Origin of the sequence: Anaeromyxobacter oryzae (genome assembly GCF_023169945.1) — a bacterium.
Taxonomy (GTDB): domain Bacteria; phylum Myxococcota; class Myxococcia; order Myxococcales; family Anaeromyxobacteraceae; genus Anaeromyxobacter; species Anaeromyxobacter oryzae.
Genome location: NZ_AP025591.1, coordinates 457165 through 474074 on the forward strand (window position 1 = coordinate 457165; position 16910 = coordinate 474074).

11 protein-coding genes are annotated in these 16910 nt (G+C 74.6%); 3 read left to right on the forward strand and 8 right to left on the reverse strand.

The annotated features are described in order from the left end of the window. The first annotated feature begins 12 nt into the window (after positions 1-12). The 3 genes from AMOR_RS01915 (at position 13) to AMOR_RS01925 (ending at position 4790) form a co-directional block, all read left to right on the forward strand. A complete protein-coding gene (locus tag AMOR_RS01915) occupies positions 13-912 on the forward strand; it encodes an ion channel (RefSeq protein WP_248357879.1) in 900 nt (299 codons plus the stop codon). 170 nt (positions 913-1082) lie between these two features. After that, positions 1083-3155, forward strand: a complete 2073-nt coding sequence (locus AMOR_RS01920) for a multicopper oxidase family protein (protein ID WP_248357881.1) — start codon at positions 1083-1085, stop codon at positions 3153-3155. A gap of 84 nt (positions 3156-3239) precedes the next feature. After that, on the forward strand, positions 3240-4790 hold the full coding sequence (locus tag AMOR_RS01925) for an adenylate/guanylate cyclase domain-containing protein (protein WP_248357883.1): 1551 nt from the start codon (positions 3240-3242) through the stop codon (positions 4788-4790). A gap of 18 nt (positions 4791-4808) precedes the next feature. Here AMOR_RS01925 and AMOR_RS01930 read toward each other — a convergent pair whose 3' ends face one another. The 8 genes from AMOR_RS01930 to AMOR_RS01965 all read right to left on the reverse strand — a co-directional run bounded on the left by AMOR_RS01930 (position 4809) and on the right by AMOR_RS01965 (position 16663). Further along, on the reverse strand, positions 4809-6722 hold the full coding sequence (locus AMOR_RS01930; protein WP_248357885.1) for a patatin-like phospholipase family protein: 1914 nt from the start codon (positions 6720-6722) through the stop codon (positions 4809-4811). A 181-nt stretch (positions 6723-6903) separates the two neighbouring features. Continuing rightward, entirely contained in the window at positions 6904-7752 is an 849-nt protein-coding gene (locus tag AMOR_RS01935) for a DMT family transporter (protein WP_248357887.1), read from the reverse strand. 11 nt (positions 7753-7763) lie between these two features. Then, positions 7764-9053, reverse strand: a complete 1290-nt coding sequence (locus AMOR_RS01940) for a GPI inositol-deacylase (protein ID WP_248357889.1) — start codon at positions 9051-9053, stop codon at positions 7764-7766. 65 nt (positions 9054-9118) lie between these two features. Next, positions 9119-9502: a hypothetical protein gene (locus AMOR_RS01945; protein WP_248357891.1), complete on the reverse strand. Its 384-nt coding sequence runs from the start codon at positions 9500-9502 to the stop codon at positions 9119-9121. A gap of 34 nt (positions 9503-9536) precedes the next feature. Beyond that, positions 9537-10214 carry a hypothetical protein gene (locus AMOR_RS01950; RefSeq protein WP_248357893.1) on the reverse strand — a complete coding sequence of 226 codons (678 nt, stop codon included), beginning with the start codon at positions 10212-10214 and terminating at the stop codon, positions 9537-9539. A gap of 57 nt (positions 10215-10271) precedes the next feature. Then, positions 10272-10934 carry an FKBP-type peptidyl-prolyl cis-trans isomerase N-terminal domain-containing protein gene (locus AMOR_RS01955; RefSeq protein ID WP_248357895.1) on the reverse strand — a complete coding sequence of 221 codons (663 nt, stop codon included), beginning with the start codon at positions 10932-10934 and terminating at the stop codon, positions 10272-10274. 66 nt (positions 10935-11000) lie between these two features. After that, positions 11001-14804 (reverse strand): hypothetical protein, encoded by a 3804-nt coding sequence (locus AMOR_RS01960; protein ID WP_248357897.1) that lies wholly within the window; start codon positions 14802-14804, stop codon positions 11001-11003. 512 nt (positions 14805-15316) lie between these two features. After that, positions 15317-16663 (reverse strand): carbohydrate porin, encoded by a 1347-nt coding sequence (locus AMOR_RS01965; RefSeq protein WP_248357899.1) that lies wholly within the window; start codon positions 16661-16663, stop codon positions 15317-15319. Between the last annotated feature and the right edge of the window lie 247 nt (positions 16664-16910).

Consider the following 16910-nt stretch of genomic DNA (forward strand, 5'->3'; position numbering starts at 1 on the left):
ATGACTCCGCCCATGCGCGTCTTCGACCATCGGGAGGTCTACCGGGCGGAGGGCTACGAGGTCCGCGTGGTCGGCGGTCCGCCCTTCAACCTCCGGGACCTGTACCACGGCCTGCTGCGCGTGCCGGGGTGGGCCGCGCTCGGCTTCATCGTCGTCGCGTACCTCGCGCTCAACACGCTCTTCGCCGGGCTGTACCTCGCGACGGGGGGCATCGCGAACGCCGCCCCCGGCTCGTTCCTCGACGCGTTCTTCTTCAGCATCCAGACCATGGGCACCATCGGGTACGGCGCGATGTACCCGGTCACGCGCGCGGCGAACGCGCTCGTCGTCGCCGAGTCGGTCGCCGGGCTCGTGGCGACCGCGCTCGCGACCGGGCTCGTGTTCGCGCGCTTCTCGCAGACGCGGGCGCGGGTCGCGTTCTCCTCCCGCGTGGCGTTCGGTCCGCTCGACGGGACGCCGACGGTGATGTTCCGCGTCGGCAACGAGCGGCGCGGCCGGATCGTCGACGTCGCCTTCCGGCTCACGCTCTCCCGCACGACCCGCACGCCCGAGGGCGTCGCCATCTACCGCTACCTGGACCTGCCGCTCGTCCGGTCGCGGGCGCCGTCGCTCTCCCGGGCCTGGCTGGTCCTGCACCGGGTCGGCCCGGGCAGCCCGCTCCTGGGGGAGACGCCGGCGTCGCTCGCGGCCGGCGAGGTCGAGCTCACGCTCGAGGTGAACGGGGTCGACGAGGTGTCCGGCCAGCACGTGCACGCGCAGCGGACGTGGCTGGCCCCGGCGATCGCCTGGGGCGCGCGCCTCGCGGACGTGCTGTCGGAGACCGAGGACGGGAACCTGCTGTTCGACCTCCGGCGGTTCCACGAGGTCACGCCCACGCAGCCGGCGCCGGGCTTCCCGTACGGCGAGGCGTGAGCCGGGTCCTGGGGCGGCGTCAAACATCGCTGACCCCCGTGCCGGCCCCATCACGCTCCGTGACGGTCGCGTGTGTTCGAGTCACTCCGCAAGGCCTCGCCTCCAGGGCCTCGCGCGTCGATGACCATGTGCGCAACTGGATCGTCGCCAGCTCACGCAGGAGTCGAGTCATGCAGCGTCGGCAATTCCTGAAATGGACGGTGCTCGGCGGGGCCGCGGTCGCGGTCTTCCCCAGGTTCGCCTGGGCGTACTCGCAGAGCCCGCGGAACCTCCGCAAGTTCATCCAGGCGCTGCCCGGGCTCGGGCCGGCCGGGATCCCCGTCGCGACGCCGGACACGACGACGTTCCCGGGCGCCGACCATTACCGGCTCGAGGCGGCCGAGTTCGAGCAGTCGTTCCATCCCGACCTGCCGCCCTCGCGCCTGTGGGGCTATGCGGACGTCACCGCTGGCCAGTCCCCCAACCACCGTTATCTCGGCGGCGTCATCGTCGCGAAGCAGGGTCGGCCGGTCCGCCTGACCCTGTTCAATCGCCTCCCCAGCGGGCATCCGCTCCCGGTCGACACGACCATCCCCGGGGCGGAGGGACCGAAGAACCGGATCACCGCGCACCTGCACGGCGGGTTCGTGCCCTGGACGAGCGACGGCGGGCCGTTCTCGTGGTTCACGCCCGAGGGCGCGCACGGCGAGAGCTTCCTGAACGCCGGGCCGGTCCCGGGCTCCGCGGCCTATTACTACCCGAACGATCAGAGCGCGCGGCTCGTCTGGTACCACGACCATGCCCTGGGCACGACCCGGCTCAACGCCTACGCCGGCCTCGCCAGCGCGTACATCCTGCGGGACGACGTCGAGCTCGGACTGATCGACGCGAGCTTCATTCCCTCGCGGGAGATCCCGCTCATCATCCAGGAGAAGTCGTTCGTCGACGGGAGCGATCCCAACTACGTCTTCGGCCGACGCGGAGATCTCTGGTACCCATACCGCTACGAGAAGGCCTCCGATCCGACCGGACGGTGGGATTACGGCCCCGACGACGACCCACCGGGCGCCGTCAGCGGGCCCCTACCCATCCCGTCGGTGGTGCCCGAGTTCTTCGGCGACACGAGCATGGTCAATGGCGCGGCCTACCCGTACCTCGAGGTGGAGCCGAGACACTACCGGTTCCGGATCCTGAACGGCTCGAACGCGCGCTTCCTGAACCTGCAGCTCTATTACTCGGACGCGAGCGGGAGCGAGGCCGATCTCTCGAGGGCAGGGCCGGCCTTCGTGCAGATCGGCACCGAGGGCGGCTTCCTGCCTTTCCCGGTCCTCCTGAACGATCCTCCCCAGCAGATCACCTTCGACGAGAACGGGAACGCGAACCGGTACACGCTGCTCCTCGGGCCCGCCGAGCGCGCGGACGTCATCATCGACTTCTCCGACGTCCCGCTCGGCGCGAAGCTTATCCTCTACTCCGACGCGCCGGCGCCCTTCCCGTCCGGAGATCCGCGCAACGACTACTTCACCGGCGACGCGGACCAGACCGCCATCGGAGGCGCCCCGAGCACGCCGCTCGGACAGGGCCCCAACACGCGCACGCTCCTGCAGTTCCGGGTGGTGCCGCGGGTCGGGAGCGCCGACCCGAGGACGCTCGATGTCCTCCGCGCCAACGCGATGCGCGGCGCGTCGGAGGACCACAGCCGCGGCGGAGGATCGATCTTGCCGCGCATCGAGAAGCTCTCCCCGCGCGGCGCCCGGGTCCGCAACCTGACGCTGAACGAGGACTTCGACGACCTCGGCCGGCTGATCCAGCGGCTCGGCACGGCCGAGCAGGCAGGGCTCGACACCCAGGGCCTCCCGACGTGGGGCCGGAACTACTCCGCCCCTGCCACGGAGAACCCGACGGCGGGCTCCGTCGAGGTCTGGAACGTCTTCAACCTCACCGGCGACACGCACCCCATCCACTTCCACCTCGTCAACGTGCAGATCCTCTCGCGTCGCCCGTTCGATCCGGAGCTCTGGGACGGCACCCCGACCTTCACCGGCCCGGCGCGCGGTCCGGACGCGAACGAGCGCGGCTTCAAGGAGACCGTGCGGATGAACCCGGGCGAGTGCACCACCGTGATCATGCGATTCGATCTCCCGGACGTCCCCTTCTCGGTGCCCCCGAGCCCGCGCACCGGGGGCCACGAGTACGTGTGGCACTGCCACATCCTCGAGCACGAGGAGCACGACATGATGCGGCCGCTCATCGTCGAGTCGTGATCGCGCGCCCCCGCGGTGCGAGCCCCCCTCGAGCGCTTTTCGTGGCGGGCGCCGGCCGCGGCGGGCATTCGACTCCCGACGCGCATGCCCGATCTGTTCGTCTCGAACGGCGCCCGCGCGGGGACGGTGTTCTTCCTCGAGCACGACCCGACGATCGTCGGGCGCGCGGAGACCTGCGACGCGGCCATCCCGGACTCGTGGATCTCCAGCCGGCACTGCCGGTTCGAGCGGCGCGGGGCCGAGTGGTGGATCGTCGACCTCGGTAGCCGGAACGGGACGTACCTGGATGGCCGGCGGATCAGCGAGGCGCCCGTCCGGGACGGATCGCGCGTCTGTCTGGGCCAGACCGAGGCGGTGATCCGGAACGCGGCGCAGGAAGGCCGCGCGCGCGGCGGCGTCCCCCGGAACGCCACCGCGGTCCGCTTCCTCGCGGACGTCGCGCGGGAGATCGGCGGCAAGGCGGCCACCGCGGCTGCCGGGTCGGCGCGACGCCAGGTCGCCGTGCTGAACGCCATCGGCAGGGCGCTCGTGGAGGCCTCGTCCCTCGAGGACAGCCTCTCCCATCTGCTCCGGGCGGTGGCGTCGGAGGCGCGCGCCGAGCGCTCGACGCTCCTGCTCATGGACGAGACCGGCGCCATGGTGCCCCGGGCGCACGAGCCGCCGGGTGCGCCGCCGCGGCTGTCGACCACGATCGTCTCCGCCGCGGTCCGGGCGCGCGCCGGCCTGCTGGTGCTCGACGCGCAGCAGGACGAGCGGTTCGCGACGAGCCAGTCGGTCGTCTTCGCCGGGATCCGCTCCTGCGCGTGCGTGCCGATCTGGGCCGAGAACCGGATCCTCGGCGCCCTCGTGCTCGACCGCGCGGTCGTCGAGCCGTTCACCGCGGACGACCTCGAGCTCGTGACGGTCGCCGCGTACCAGGCGGCGCTCGCCATCGAGCGGGCGCGGAACCTGGAGCGCGCCCGCGCCGCGGATCTCCAGCGCTCGAAGCTGCTCCGGCACTTCTCTCCCGCCGTCGCCGAAGCGATCCTCGCCCACGAGGGGCAGGAGGACGATCCGCTCGGCTCGTCCGTCCGCGAGGAGGTGACCGTGCTGTTCTCGGACATCCGCGGCTTCACCGAGCTCACGGAGCGGCTGCCGGTGCCGGAGCTGACCGAGCTGCTCCGGGCGTACTTCCGGGAGATGACGCGCGCGGTGTTCGCGGAGAGGGGCACGCTCGACAAGTTCATCGGGGACGGCCTGATGGCGATCTTCGGCGCGCCGGTGCCGGACCCGGAGGGCGCGGACCACGCCGTCCGCTGCGCGTGCCGCATGCTCGAGCGCCTCGCGGACCTGAACACCCGGCTCTCCCCGGATCGACGCCTCGCGATCCGCATCGGGGTGAACACGGGGCGCGTCGCCGCCGGCACGTTCGGCTCTCCCGAGCGGATGGAGTACACGGTCCTCGGAGACACCGTGAACGTCGCCTCGCGGCTCGAGAGCATCGCGGAACCCGGGACGGTGTACGTCGGCCCCACCACGTTCGAGCGCACGCGCGGGTCGTTCGGCTATTGCGCGCTCGGGGCGCGAGCGCTCCGCGGGAGGGCCTCGCCGGTGGAGGTGTATCGCCTCGAGTGGTCGCCGGACGCCGCGCGCTGAGAGCGGCGCCGCACGCTCTCATGGGCGCAGAGGGCGAGCGTCCTCCCGCCACCGCCCGACGTCGCGGCGCGCCAGCTCCTGCCTGGCGTAGCGGTAGCCCAGCTCGATACCGCGATCGAGCGCCTTCCAGTCGAGGAACCCGATCTCGGCGGGCTCCGGCGCGAGGTAGAGATCGACGCCGGGCCGGAGCTCGCGGGCGCGCTGCGTGCTCGACATCATCGCGGACTTCACGAGGATGGCCGCGAGGCCCGGCGCGCGCGGGTGGCTCCCGTCCGGGCGCAGCCGCTCCTTCAGCACGTCGACGAGCGACGGCAGCTTCCCGCCGGAGAGCCGGGCGCCCTCGTTGCTCACCGAGAGGTCCACGGCGACGATCCGGCCCGCGCCGCTCCCGCGCATCGGCTCGATGGGCAGGTTGTCCAGGAGGGAGCCGTCGACGTGCAGGTGCTCCCCCATGACCACCGGCGGGAGGATGCCGGGCAGCGAGACGCTGGCCCGGAGCGCTCTCCAGACCGGGCCCCTCCGGTGGATCGCGGGCTCCGCGAGCGTGAGGTTCGCCGAGACGCAGAAGAACGAGCGCCAGGCGTCCTCGATCTCGACCGCGCCGAAGCAGCGCTGGAGCGCCGCGTCGAGGCGCCTGCCCTTCACGAGCGCGAGGTGCGGGATCAGCGCCCAGTCCCCGATGGGGTTGCGGCGCGTGAAGCCCTGCCGGTGCACCTCCTCGATGGTCGCGTCGTCCCAGTCCATCGCGACGGTCGCCGCCGCGATGGCCCCCTGGCTCGTGCCGCCCACCGCGTCGATCGGGATCCCCTCCTCCCGGAGCGCCCGGATCACGCCGAGGTGCGCGAACCCGCGAGCGCCGCCGCCGCCGAGCACGAGGCCGATGGCGTCGCCGGTGAGGAACCGCGCCAGCCGCCGGACGTCGTCGTCGCGGTCCCGCCGGACGTGGTGATGGCGCGCCACCCGCCTCGGCGCGAGCCACCGCGCGGTCCCGACCGGCGGGGCCGCGCAAGCGGGATGGATCAGGACGAGCTCGCGGCGCGGTCCGTCGCCGTCGCCGCGCGCGAGCCGGCGCTCGTCCTCGTCGACGTCGGGCGACTCTCCGAAGGGCGCCAGGAGGAGCACGACGTCCGCCTGGCGAAGGCAACGCTCCGTCCAGGGATCGGCGATCCGCTCCGTCTCGAACACGAGCGCCTCGTGGCGGAGCTCCTGCTCGTCGAGCCAGCTCGACAGTACGAGGTTGCGCGCGTCGTCGCTGCTCGCCGGCGAGATCCCGCGCGCCGACAGCGCGGCGTCGGCGCGCGCGCGATCGACGACGAGCGTCGGGCCGCGGCGCTCCAGCGCGCGCCGGAGGCGCTCCACGAACTCCGCGCAGCCGGCGGCCGGCCGGAGCGGCACGACGACGATGCTCCTTGCCCGCTCGACGGCCGCGGCGCCGCCGATGAGCTCCGTCGTCCGGCGGATGACGAGGCGCGCCGTGCCGGCGACGAGCTGGGGATGCCTGGCGACGACGCGCTGGAACGCTCCCTCGGAGATCCGGACCACCGCGCTGTCGCGCGACGCCCGCACCGTGGCGGTCCTGGGCTGCTGCGCCAGCAGGCCCATCTCGCCGACGCTCTCGCCGGCCCGGATCTGGCCCACCACCCGCCGCCGGCCCGAGCGATCCTCCCGCACGGCGACCAGCCGGCCGGTGACGACGAGGTACATGCTGTCGCCCGGCTCCCCCTGCCGGAAGAGACACTCTCCGCCCGGCACCCGCCTCCACTCCCCGAGCGCGAGCAGGTCGTCGGCGATCGACGGGTCCTCGGCCCCGAGCAGCGCGACGAGGTTCGCGGCGAGCCGCTCCCGCCGCAGCGCGCTCAGGAGATCGGAGCGCCCGCCCCCACCGCCGAGCTCGGCGGTTCCCGGGGCGGCGCTGTCGGGCGGCGGGCTCACGCCGCATGCGATAGGCGCGCCCGCGCGGAGGATCGCCGTCCGATGAGGGCACCGCGATCGGACCTCACGTGGAGCCGGCCTCGCGGCGGCCCGGGCGCCGGCCCCTCCGCCGGGCGACCGGCCGCCGGGATCGGCGGCGCGGGTGAACACCGTCCCGCGCGCGGGAGACCTCGCCGGCGCTTCACCTCCGCAGCGTGACCGCGATCCCCGCGAGGATCGCCACCGCGGCGACGCCGACGCGGGCCGTGAGCTGCTCGCCGAGGAACACCGTCGCGCCGGCGCCTGCGAGCACCGGGACGGCGAGCTGCACCGCCGCCGCCCGGGTCGCCCCCAGCGCGGGCACGACCGCGTACCACAGGCTGTAGCCCCCGCCCGACGCGAGGGCCCCCGAGGCGACCGCGAGCGCGACGCCCGCCGGGCTCGCGGAGGCGCCGCGCGCGTACGCGACCCCGAGGGCGACGGCGAGCGGCACGGACAGGAGGAAGTTGTGCGCGGTCGTCGCGAGCGGGTCGCCCGCCGCGCGGCCGCGGAGCGAGTACACGCCCCACGCGGCGCCCGCCGCGAGCATGAGCGCGGCGCCGCGCGGGTCCGGTGCGCTCGCGCCGGGCGCGGCCAGCCACGTCAGCCCGGCGAGCGCCACCCCGACGCCGAGGACCTGCAGCGGCCGGGGCCGCACGCCGCGGACCGCGGACCAGCCGAGCATCGTGACCTGCACGGCCGCGAACAGCAGCAGCGCGCCGACGCCGGCGCCGATGCGGACGTACGCGAGCGAGAACGCGGCGGCGTAGACGAAGAGCGCCAGCGCCGAGCCGAGCGTCCCGCCGGCGGGTCGCGCGCGGCGCGCGGCGAGCACGAGCGCCAGGACCACGGCGCCCGACGCGATGCGCACGAGCGTGAACGTCGCCGGGTCGGCGCGACGGGGCCCGAGCGCCGCGCGGCAGAGGAGCGAGTTGGCCGCGAAGCAGGCCAGGGTCGCCGCGGTCAGGAGGGCGATCCGGAGCAGGGACGGGCGAGCGCGCGACGGACTCATGAGCCGCGACGTTACGTCGGCCCGGAGCGCCGCCGCGAGCTCGTCGGCGCGCACCGGGCGGGGTGGGTCCGCGGCCGGCGCGCGGCGCCGGAGCCCGAGGAGCCCCTCGCGCCCGGGGCGAGCGCGGCGCGGAGCCGGGCGTACACCCCGGCGTCTCCGAGCAGGTCCAGGTGACCGACGCCCTGCGCGACCCACCGCTGCGCCTCGTCGAGCGCCAGGGCGCGGCGGGGATCGCGGTGGCGGCCGAGGGCGCCGTCCACCGTCACGAGGCCGTCGCCGAGCACCGCGCCGGCGCGGCGCATGCGCCCGGCGATGGCGAGGCACGACACGCCGGGCGGGAGCGGGACGGCCGCCGGCCGCCGGCCGAGCGCGAACCGGTCGCGACCCTGCCAGTCCTCGTCGAGCAGGCTCGCGTGGCGGAGATCCGTCACGCCCGCGCTGCGGATCCGGCCGAGGAGCGCGAGGGGAGCGGTGTACCGGCTCACGCCGAGGATCGCGTGCAGCCACTGGCCGCCCACCTCGAGCGGCGCGCCGTGGTGCGGCGTGCCCAGGAAGACCAGGGCGCCGAGCCGCCGGAGCCAGGCGAGGCCGGCGGCGGCCTGGTGACACGCGCTCCGCGCCACGAGGCCGCCCATGCTGTGCCCGACGATCGCGAGCGCCTCGACCGGCACCGGCCACGCGCGGACCAGCTCCTCGAGCAGCGCTGCGAGGCTGCGCCCGTTCGTGGAGACGTGCAGGCCGGAGTTGTAGCGGACGTACACCGGCGTGCAGCCCAGGTCTCGCGCGAGCGCGGCCCCGTGGTCGTGTCCCCCGCGCGCCCAGCTCCGGTCGTCCATGCAGAAGCCGTGGACGAGGACGACGACCCGCCGGCTCGCCCCGGGGATCGCCCCGGTCAGGACGCGCCGCTCGAGGACGAGCGGCCGCCCGTCCCGCCGGAGCTGCATCGGGATCGCGAGCGGGTTGCCGGTGGCGGCGAGGTGGTCACCGACGATGCCGTTGAGGGCCGCGACGACGGCCTCCGCGCGCGGCGTCGGGTTCCCCTCCGCCGGCCAGCGGTCCGCGAGCGCGAGCCCGGCCTCGCAGGCGAGCCCGGCGAGGCGCGTACCGCCCCGGATGCTCCGGTACACGAGGCCCGTGATCCCCCGGGTCCGCCCCCCGGGCCGCCTCCCCGGCAGGAACGGAGGATGGGCGATCTCGGCGTGCATGGCCTCGACGACGCGCGCGAGGCCGAGCGTCGCGTCGACCGCGAGCCGCCCCCACCCGCAGAGGCCGACGACATCGATGGTCCGCGGCGCGGTCACGCCGGCTCGACATATCCTCGCCGCGCGCGCCGCGCCCGCTCCCGAAAGCAGGCGAGCGACGCCCGTCAGCGCACCGCCGCCGGGGCCGCGGCGACGCGGGCGGCCCGCTCGAGGCACGCCTGGACGAAGGACGCCATCTCCGGCTGGTGACCGCACCGGAGCTGGCACTCCTCGCGCTCGCGGGACTGCTGCATGACGCGCGTGTTCGTCTTGGAGTCGATCATGCAGGCCTGGAGGCACTTCCGGACGAACAGCAGGTCGGCGCGCTGCGAGCACGCGTGGAGCGCGGCCGGCTGGACCGCGGCGGGGCTCGGCGGCGACGCCGCGGGCGCGGCCGCCGCCGCCTGCTTCTGCTCCCCGGCGGACGCGGCGCCGGCGAGGGAGGTCAGCAGGGCGAGCGCGACGACGAACCGTGCGGCGGTGGAGCTCTTCCGGGCGTGTCTGGACATGGATCTCCTCCTCGAGTCGGGTGGACGGGACGGTTCAGAGCTTCACGGCGAGCGGCAGCTGGATCCGGCTCCCGGGCCGGGCGACCTGCACCGGGATCTCGTGCCCGAGGAGCACGCCCCGCGCACACGCGAGGGCGTCCTCGGTCGCGGCGCCGCGTGCCTGGACCGGCGCCTCGACGATGCGCACCCGGTGATCGAGGGTCTCGAGGTCCAGCATGAACACGGCCTGCCCGGCCGGCGCGGCTGCGGACCCCGGCGCCGGGCCCCGGTGCTCCCGCGCGCACTCCGCGACGCTCGCCTGGAGCGCGGCGAGCCCGGCGAAGAGCTCGACCGGCGCGGGCGAGCCGCGCGGGAGGCGGTGGGGCGCGGCGCGCGGGATCACCCCCGGGACGCGTTCGGGCGCGGGCGGCGGCGGCCGGGTGGCCGGGACCGGGCGCGGCACCGCCGCCGGCGGCGGGGTCGGGACCTCCGGCGCGGCGAGGGCGAGCGGCGCCGGATCGCGTCCCGGAGCTGCGGGCGCGCCCGGTCGGACGGCCGGGGCCGAGCCGGGCTCGCGGGAGAGGATCGCCACCGCGCCGCCGAACAGCAGCGCGATCGCGACCGCGCCGCCGGCCAAGACCCGGCGGGCGCGCCTCACCTCGGCGCCGTCTGCAGCGGCCCCGGCGACTCGCGCGGCAGGGCTCTTCCGCCCCTGGATCGTTCGGCTCGTCATGTGCCGCTCCTCCGGCGCGGCCGCGTCGCGGCGCCCGCGCCCGTTCGGGTGGGCCGCTCAGCGCACCGCCAGGACCTCGAGCTCGAACACCAGGGTCGCGTTCGGGCCGACCCGGCCCTCGCCGCGCTCGCCGTAGGCGAGGTGCGGCGGGACGAAGAGCTCCCACCGCGAACCCTCCGGCATGAGCCGCAGCACCTCGCGCCACGCCGCGATGACGTCGCCGTCGAGCTTCACGGTGGTCGGGCCGCCGCGGCGGTACGAGCTGTCGAGCTCGGTCCCGTCGACGAGGCGCTCGCGCCAGTGGCACGCGACGGCCGCGCCGTCCCTCGCGACGGGGCCGTCGCCCGGCTTCACGACCCTGTACTGCAGGCCGCTCGGCAGCGTCACGACGCCGTCCTTCTTGCGGTTCTCGGCGAGGAACCTCTCGCCCACCGCCGCGGCGAGCCTCGCCGCCTGCCGTGCCTTCAGCTCCGCCTGCATCGCCTCGAGCGCGGCGCGGACGTCCTCGTCCGCGAGGACGGGCGTCCGGCCGGCGAGCACGTCCTCGACGCCGCTCGCGACCAGGGCCGGCTCGACCTCGAGCGGCATCGCGCGCAGCCGCCGGCCGAGATCCACGCCGAGCGCGTAGCTGAGCCGCTCGCGCTCGGTCTTCGGGGGCGCCGCCCGCGCGCCGGCGGCGGCGAGGACGGCGGCGGTCACCATCGGCAGCCAGGTGCTCATCTTCGCTCCCCGGGAGGAGCCGCCGGGGGAGGGAGCGCGGAGCGCCCTCCCCCGGCGACCGGTCCGTCACTGCGTGACGACGCTCACCGCGGGCGACGGCGCCGAGTCCGCCGCGACGTTCGGGTAGCCCGACGCGGGGGACGCGTAGGCGCGCGTGTAGCCGACCACGTCGTTCGCGACGACGCGGTACCAGTACGTCGTCCTCTTCGCGACCGTGGCGTCCGTGAACGTGGTCACGTCCGGCGCGACGCTGCCGACGCTCGTCCACGGGCCGGTGGCGGCCGGGGCGCGCTGGACCGTGAACCCCGTCTCGTTCGCCGAGTTGTCGGCCCAGGTCACGACCACCTTCTGCGACTTCGACGTGCCGGTGACCGTCGCGGCCGCGGCGGACGGGGCCGCCGGCGGCACGACGAAGGCCATCGCCCGCATCATGTCGTTCTCCTCGTGGCCGAGGATGTGGCAGTGCCACACGTACTCGTACCCGAAGTTCGTCGTGTCGTTCACGACCGCCGCCGGCTGGTTCGAGGGATCGACGTTGGTGAAGGCCATCGTCGAGGTCGTGCCGACCGGCTGCGTGACGTCGAGCGGGCGCACGCTGTTCGGGAGCTGCCACGGGAGGGTCTGCTTCACCGGGTGCAGGGCGACGACGATGTCCTCGAGCGGGTTCATCCGCACCGTGTCCTTCCACGAGAGCTCGTTCGCGTCCGGCGGCTTCACGGCGCCGTCCCAGCCCACGCGGTTCAGGACCTGGACCGTGAAGAGGTGGAAGTGGAGGAAGTGCGTGTCGACGCCGTTGTGCGTGATCTTCCAGAACTGGGTCTCGCCGTCCTTGAAGATCTCCGTGGGCGGATCCACGAAACCGTAAGGGATCGTCGTCTGCGTGAGGAAGTTCGTGAACGGCAGCTCGACCCCGAGCGTCGCGTTCATCCGGCCGTAGTCGAGGGTGAAGAGCTCCTGGATCGTCTTCGGCAGGATCGCGAACGTGGGGGTGTTCGCCGTCGCGGCGGCGCCGGTGCCGTCACCCGTGAACGTGACCGTCGGGGCGGAGGTGTACCCGGTCCCGCCGCTCGTGAGCGTCACGCCCGCGACCGCCGCGGGGGCGAGCGTCGCCGTCGCGGCCGCGCCGGTGCCGCCGCCCCTCGAGAACGCCACGGTGGGCGCCGACGAGTAGCCCGAGCCGCCGTTCGTCACGGTGAGCGCGCCGACGGAGGTCGGGGTGAGCGCGGCGGTCGCCGCCGCGCCGGCGCCGCCGCCGCCGGTGATGATGACGACCGGCGCCGAGGTGTACCCGGTGCCCTTGTTCGTGATCGTGATGGTCGAGACGCTCTTGGCCTTGAGCGTCGCGACCGCGGTCGCGCCGCTCCCGCCGCCGCCGGACAGCGTGACTGCGGGCGCCGAGGTGTACCCGGAGCCGCCGCTCGTGACCGCCACGGACGCGACGGTCGTGCCGGTGAGGGTGGCGGTCGCGGTCGCGCCGGTGCCGCCGCCGCCGGTGAGGGTGACGAGCGGCGCGGAGGTGTAGCCGCTGCCGCCGGTCGTGAGCGCGAGGCTCGCCACCGGGCGGACGGCGAGGGTCGCCGTGGCGGTCGCGCCGGTGCCGCCGCCGCCGGAGATGGTGACGGCCGGCGCGGTGGAGTAGCCGCTCCCGCCGCTGGTGAGCGTGAGCCCGGGCACCGGGCCGCCGTTCCAGTACGAGATGGACGTGTCCTGGATCCGGACGTAGCCGTCGGCGGACGCGCCGCCGTTCGCGGCCGGGTACGCCGTCTCGGGGACGATGATCTTGTCCTGGGTCGCGACGAAGGCCGCCGGCTGGGCCGCCTGGAGGGCGGCGAGCGAGAACGGCATCGCGTTCGTCGACGTGCCGTTCACCTGGATCTGCATGACGGTGCGGGTGTTCGGGCCCAGTCCCGGCTGCGTCGTGGGCGCGCCGCCGGTGGAGGTCTGATCGGGGTCGCCCGTGTAGTAGTCGAACCGGGTGTCGAAGGCGGGGACCGGCGCCGGCGCGTCGTTGTAGAGGATGAGCGCCGAGCCCGCGGGCACCGAGGAGAGGTCCACCACGACGTCCGCCCGCTCGGCCGGGCCGATGAGGAGGCCGTGGAAGAAGATGTTCAGGACCGTGATGCTCCGCCGGTTGTACTCGTAGCCGACCGGGGTCGAGGGGATCACGACGGGCGCCGGGAGCAGGCCGCCCTCGGTGCCGAGCTGGACGATCGCCGGGCCGGCGGTGGTCGGATCCGGCACCCCGCCGTCACGCCCGTCGGTGGGCCACGTGCTCGGCCAGCAGCCCGCGGGCAGGCCCGTGCCGTTCACCGGCGCGCCGCCGGTCGTGTCGGCGAGGGCGAGCCCCGCGCCGCTCGTGGCCGTCGGCGTGGCGCACGCCGGCAGCGCCGACGTCGAGGTCGGCGGGACGGCCGGCACCATCGACACCTCGGTGCACGTGCCGAGGTCGGCGACCGCGCCGCCCTTGCAGACGACGCCCGCGGCGGTCGCGGCGTAGTACAGGCCGAGGTTGAGCGTGCGGTCGTTGCCCGCGCTCAGGATCTGGAAGCGGTACGCGGCGGGCTCGAGCTGGACGGACGGGTACGCCGTGCCGTTCACGAGCATCGTGTCCATGAACGCCTCGGGCGTGCCCGAGGGGTTCGGGGTGCCGGGGCAGGTGATCGACTGGCCGGGGTACGCGGTGCTCGTGCAGGAGACCGGCGGAGAGAGCAGCGTCGCGGGGTTCTGCGGCGGCCAGAACCACGGGCCGTAGTCCCAGCGTCCCACCGGGTTCGCGCCGCTCGCGTCGTACGGGTTCTGGTTCGGCACGTAGACGTGGGGGAACCAGAGGCTCCCGAGGGCGCCGTACTTCGTCGCGTCCCACGTCGGATCCGTGGCGGCGAGCGTCGTCGCATCCGGGACGAACGTCTTGTCCTGGATGACGAGGGGGACGAGGTGCGCGTAGTCGGGGGCGCCGGTGATCGTGCCGGGGACCGTCGCGGCGGCGAGCGCGCTCTCCTGCGCGGGATCGACGAGCAGGTAGCCCGCGGCCTCGCCGGAGTACACGTTGAGCCGCGTCAGCCCGTACGCATGGTCGTGGTAGAACATGAGCCGGCCGCTCTGCTGGTTCGTCCAGTAGTACGTCTGCTCGCCGTCGCCGGTGGCCGGCATGTCCGGGACGTCGCGGGCGCTGACGCCCTTCTTGTAGAACGTGCTCTCGCCGGCCGGCGCGGTCCACTGGTGCGGGGTGCCGTCGCTGATCCACGGCGTGTTGCCGCCGTGCAGGTGGAGCGTGGCGCGGTTCTGCGTGTACCGGGCGCGGACGCAGGTGGAGGTCGGCGTCGCCGGCGTGCCATCGGCGCAGAGCGGACCGTCACCGGCGCCCATGTACGTCGTGTCCGTCGGGATGAAGAGGTCGCCGGCGGAGCCGGTCGGGAGGAGGTTCCGGAACCGGATCCGGACCGGCCGATCCCGCGTCGCGAGGATGAGGGGCCCGAGGTACTGGTTCGCGCCGGGAGGCGCGTTGCCGGACGCGTCGAGCTGCACGTACCCGCGGAGCCTGGTCGCGGGCAGGTCGGCGTGGAGCTGCCGCGCGTACTCGGTGAGGCCGATCTGGTAGTAGTCGCTGCCGGGGTACGAGCTCGTGTCCGGCGTGGCGACCGGGATGCACTGACCGAGCTCGTTCGCGCCGCCCGTGCCCCACGGCGAGATCCCGCAGAGCCCCGGCAGCGTGTTCACGAACTTGTGGATCGGCGGGCTGTTCGCCCAGTTCGCGGCGCCGAAGTAGTCCGGCGCGGGCATCGTGGACTGCGCGCGTGCGCTTCCGACCGCGCACGCCAGGGCGACCGCGATCAGCGTCGCTCGCCTCGCGAGACTGCGTCTCCAGTTCATGGTGACCTCCCGTCGCGCCGTGCCCGCCCAGCGCGGTTGCGCTGGTTCGGTGCGAGGTCGCGGTGTCGCTGCTCTTGGACGCTCGCCGGGGGCTCCCTTCCCGGCCAAGCGCTCAGGCGCTGACGGTGGTCAACGGTGTCGCAGCCAACGAGTCGGTGGATGTGGGTACAAGCAGTGAATCCTCATCCGGCGTACGCCTGAACGGGTGCGTACGCGGCGGCAGGTCCTCACCGCCACCTGCATGCGCGCTCGTGCGCGTCGATCCGTCGAACCGACCGACATTACGAGCATGTTGCCTTCATCGAGCCGGTTGACTCTGGGTCCGCGCACGTCGTTCGGACCCCCTCGGACCGACCCGGCCGGTCTCCCCCATCCACGACGCAACCTGTCCGTTTACGCCCCATCTGATACACGGTCCCGCGTTCACTGACAGGAATACGCCGTCCGAGCTGCCACCTGCGCGAGCGCCTGCCCGTCGAGTGAGCAGCACCGGCAGTGCGAGCGCAGCGCCCTCAGAACGCGACGTGCACGCGCGCGGTGAGCACGTGGATCGGGCCGCGGTCGGCGTTGAACGCGGGGTTCACGATGGGCTGGTAGGTCACGCCGGCGGAGACCTCCCGCGTCACCGCCGCCCGGTACCAGACCTCGGTGAGGACCTCCGGCGCGTAGCGGAGCGCGCCGTCCCCCAGGATGAACCCGCGGCCACCGGCGGCCAGGTACCGGCGGTGGAGGTCGGACAGGCCGCTCACCACGACCCCGAGGCCGGCCTCGTCGTCCGGCCGCCCCCAGCGCGCCCCGGACTGCACCACGCCGAGCGCGGCCGAGCGATCGATCTCCGTGAACGCCCAGGTCTCCGTCGCGCCGTCGTCGGCGCTCAACCGCGCGAAGGCGGCGAGCCCGCCGCCGACGTCGCAGTTCGCGCTCGCCGCGAACCCGGCCTTCGTCCGCCCGGGCGCGCGCGTCGCGGTGACGTCGGGCGGCGCCGCCGCGAGCGCGTCGCGATAGCTCCCCATGTCCGCGCGGTTCAGGTAGGCGAGCGCGCGCGCCGCCGCGGGCCGGCCCGCGAGCTCGAACCGCGCCTCGACCTCGCCGACGAGCCCGCGCGCCCGGCCGACGTTCCACTCCAGCTCCATCCCGTTCGCGACCTTCGGCTCGAGGAACGCGCCCGCCCGCGCCGACCAGCGGCGGATGGTGAGCTCCGCCGCGACGCCCCACGTATAGCCGCGCGTGTCCGCCGGGTAGTCGTACGCGCCCGACGCGAAGAGGCCCCAGCTCATGAAGCGCGTGTGCGGATCGTTCGACGTCGGGACCGCGTCCACGAAGTCCGTCGTGGCCACCTTGCCGACCGTGAGCGTGAGCGCGTCGCGGTCGCGGGCGCCGGCGAGCTGGTTCGGGCCCCCCGGGACGGAGACGGCCCCGCCGCCGAGCCCGATCACCTGGCGCAGGAAGGCCCGGCCGACGATCACCGAGGGCGTCGGGTTCCCGACGCGGTAGACCTCGCCGCTCGGGAACGCGGCGACGCCGAGCGTCGAGCTGAGCCCGCGCCCACCGCTCAGCTCCGGCTGCAGGTACACCTCCGCGCCGCGCCAGAGGCGCGCGCCGAGGAAGAGGTCCGCCACGACCGACGTGGCGGACTCCGGCGCGGGCTGCATGCTGTTCGGGCCCGAGTAGGGCGCGGGGAAGCGGGGGTGCCACTGGGTGGCGACGGTGGCCTGGTAGTGGAGCGAGAGCCGCTCCGCCTCGCTCGCCGCCGCGTCCGCGCCCGGTGCGGCGTCGCCGGGACCGTCCGGGCCCGCGGCGAGCGCGGCGCGCGCGAGCACGACGACCAGGACGGCCGCGAGCCGGGCGACCGCTCGCATCCCGATTTCACCGCCGCGTTCGATGGAACGACACGAGCGCATCCACCCTCGTCCGGCGCGAGTGTAGCGGCGAACGGGGGCGTGTGGTTCCCGCCGTTCACGACCCGCCCCCTCACGGCCTGCGCGGGTATCCGACGGCGGCCCCGGAACAGGCAACTCCGAAACGCTCGCCCGATGAGCACGCTCTCGAGCGGGCGCGCGGTCCATGGGCGCCCGGGCTGGCGCGCGGCCGCCGCGCGGCGCGCCC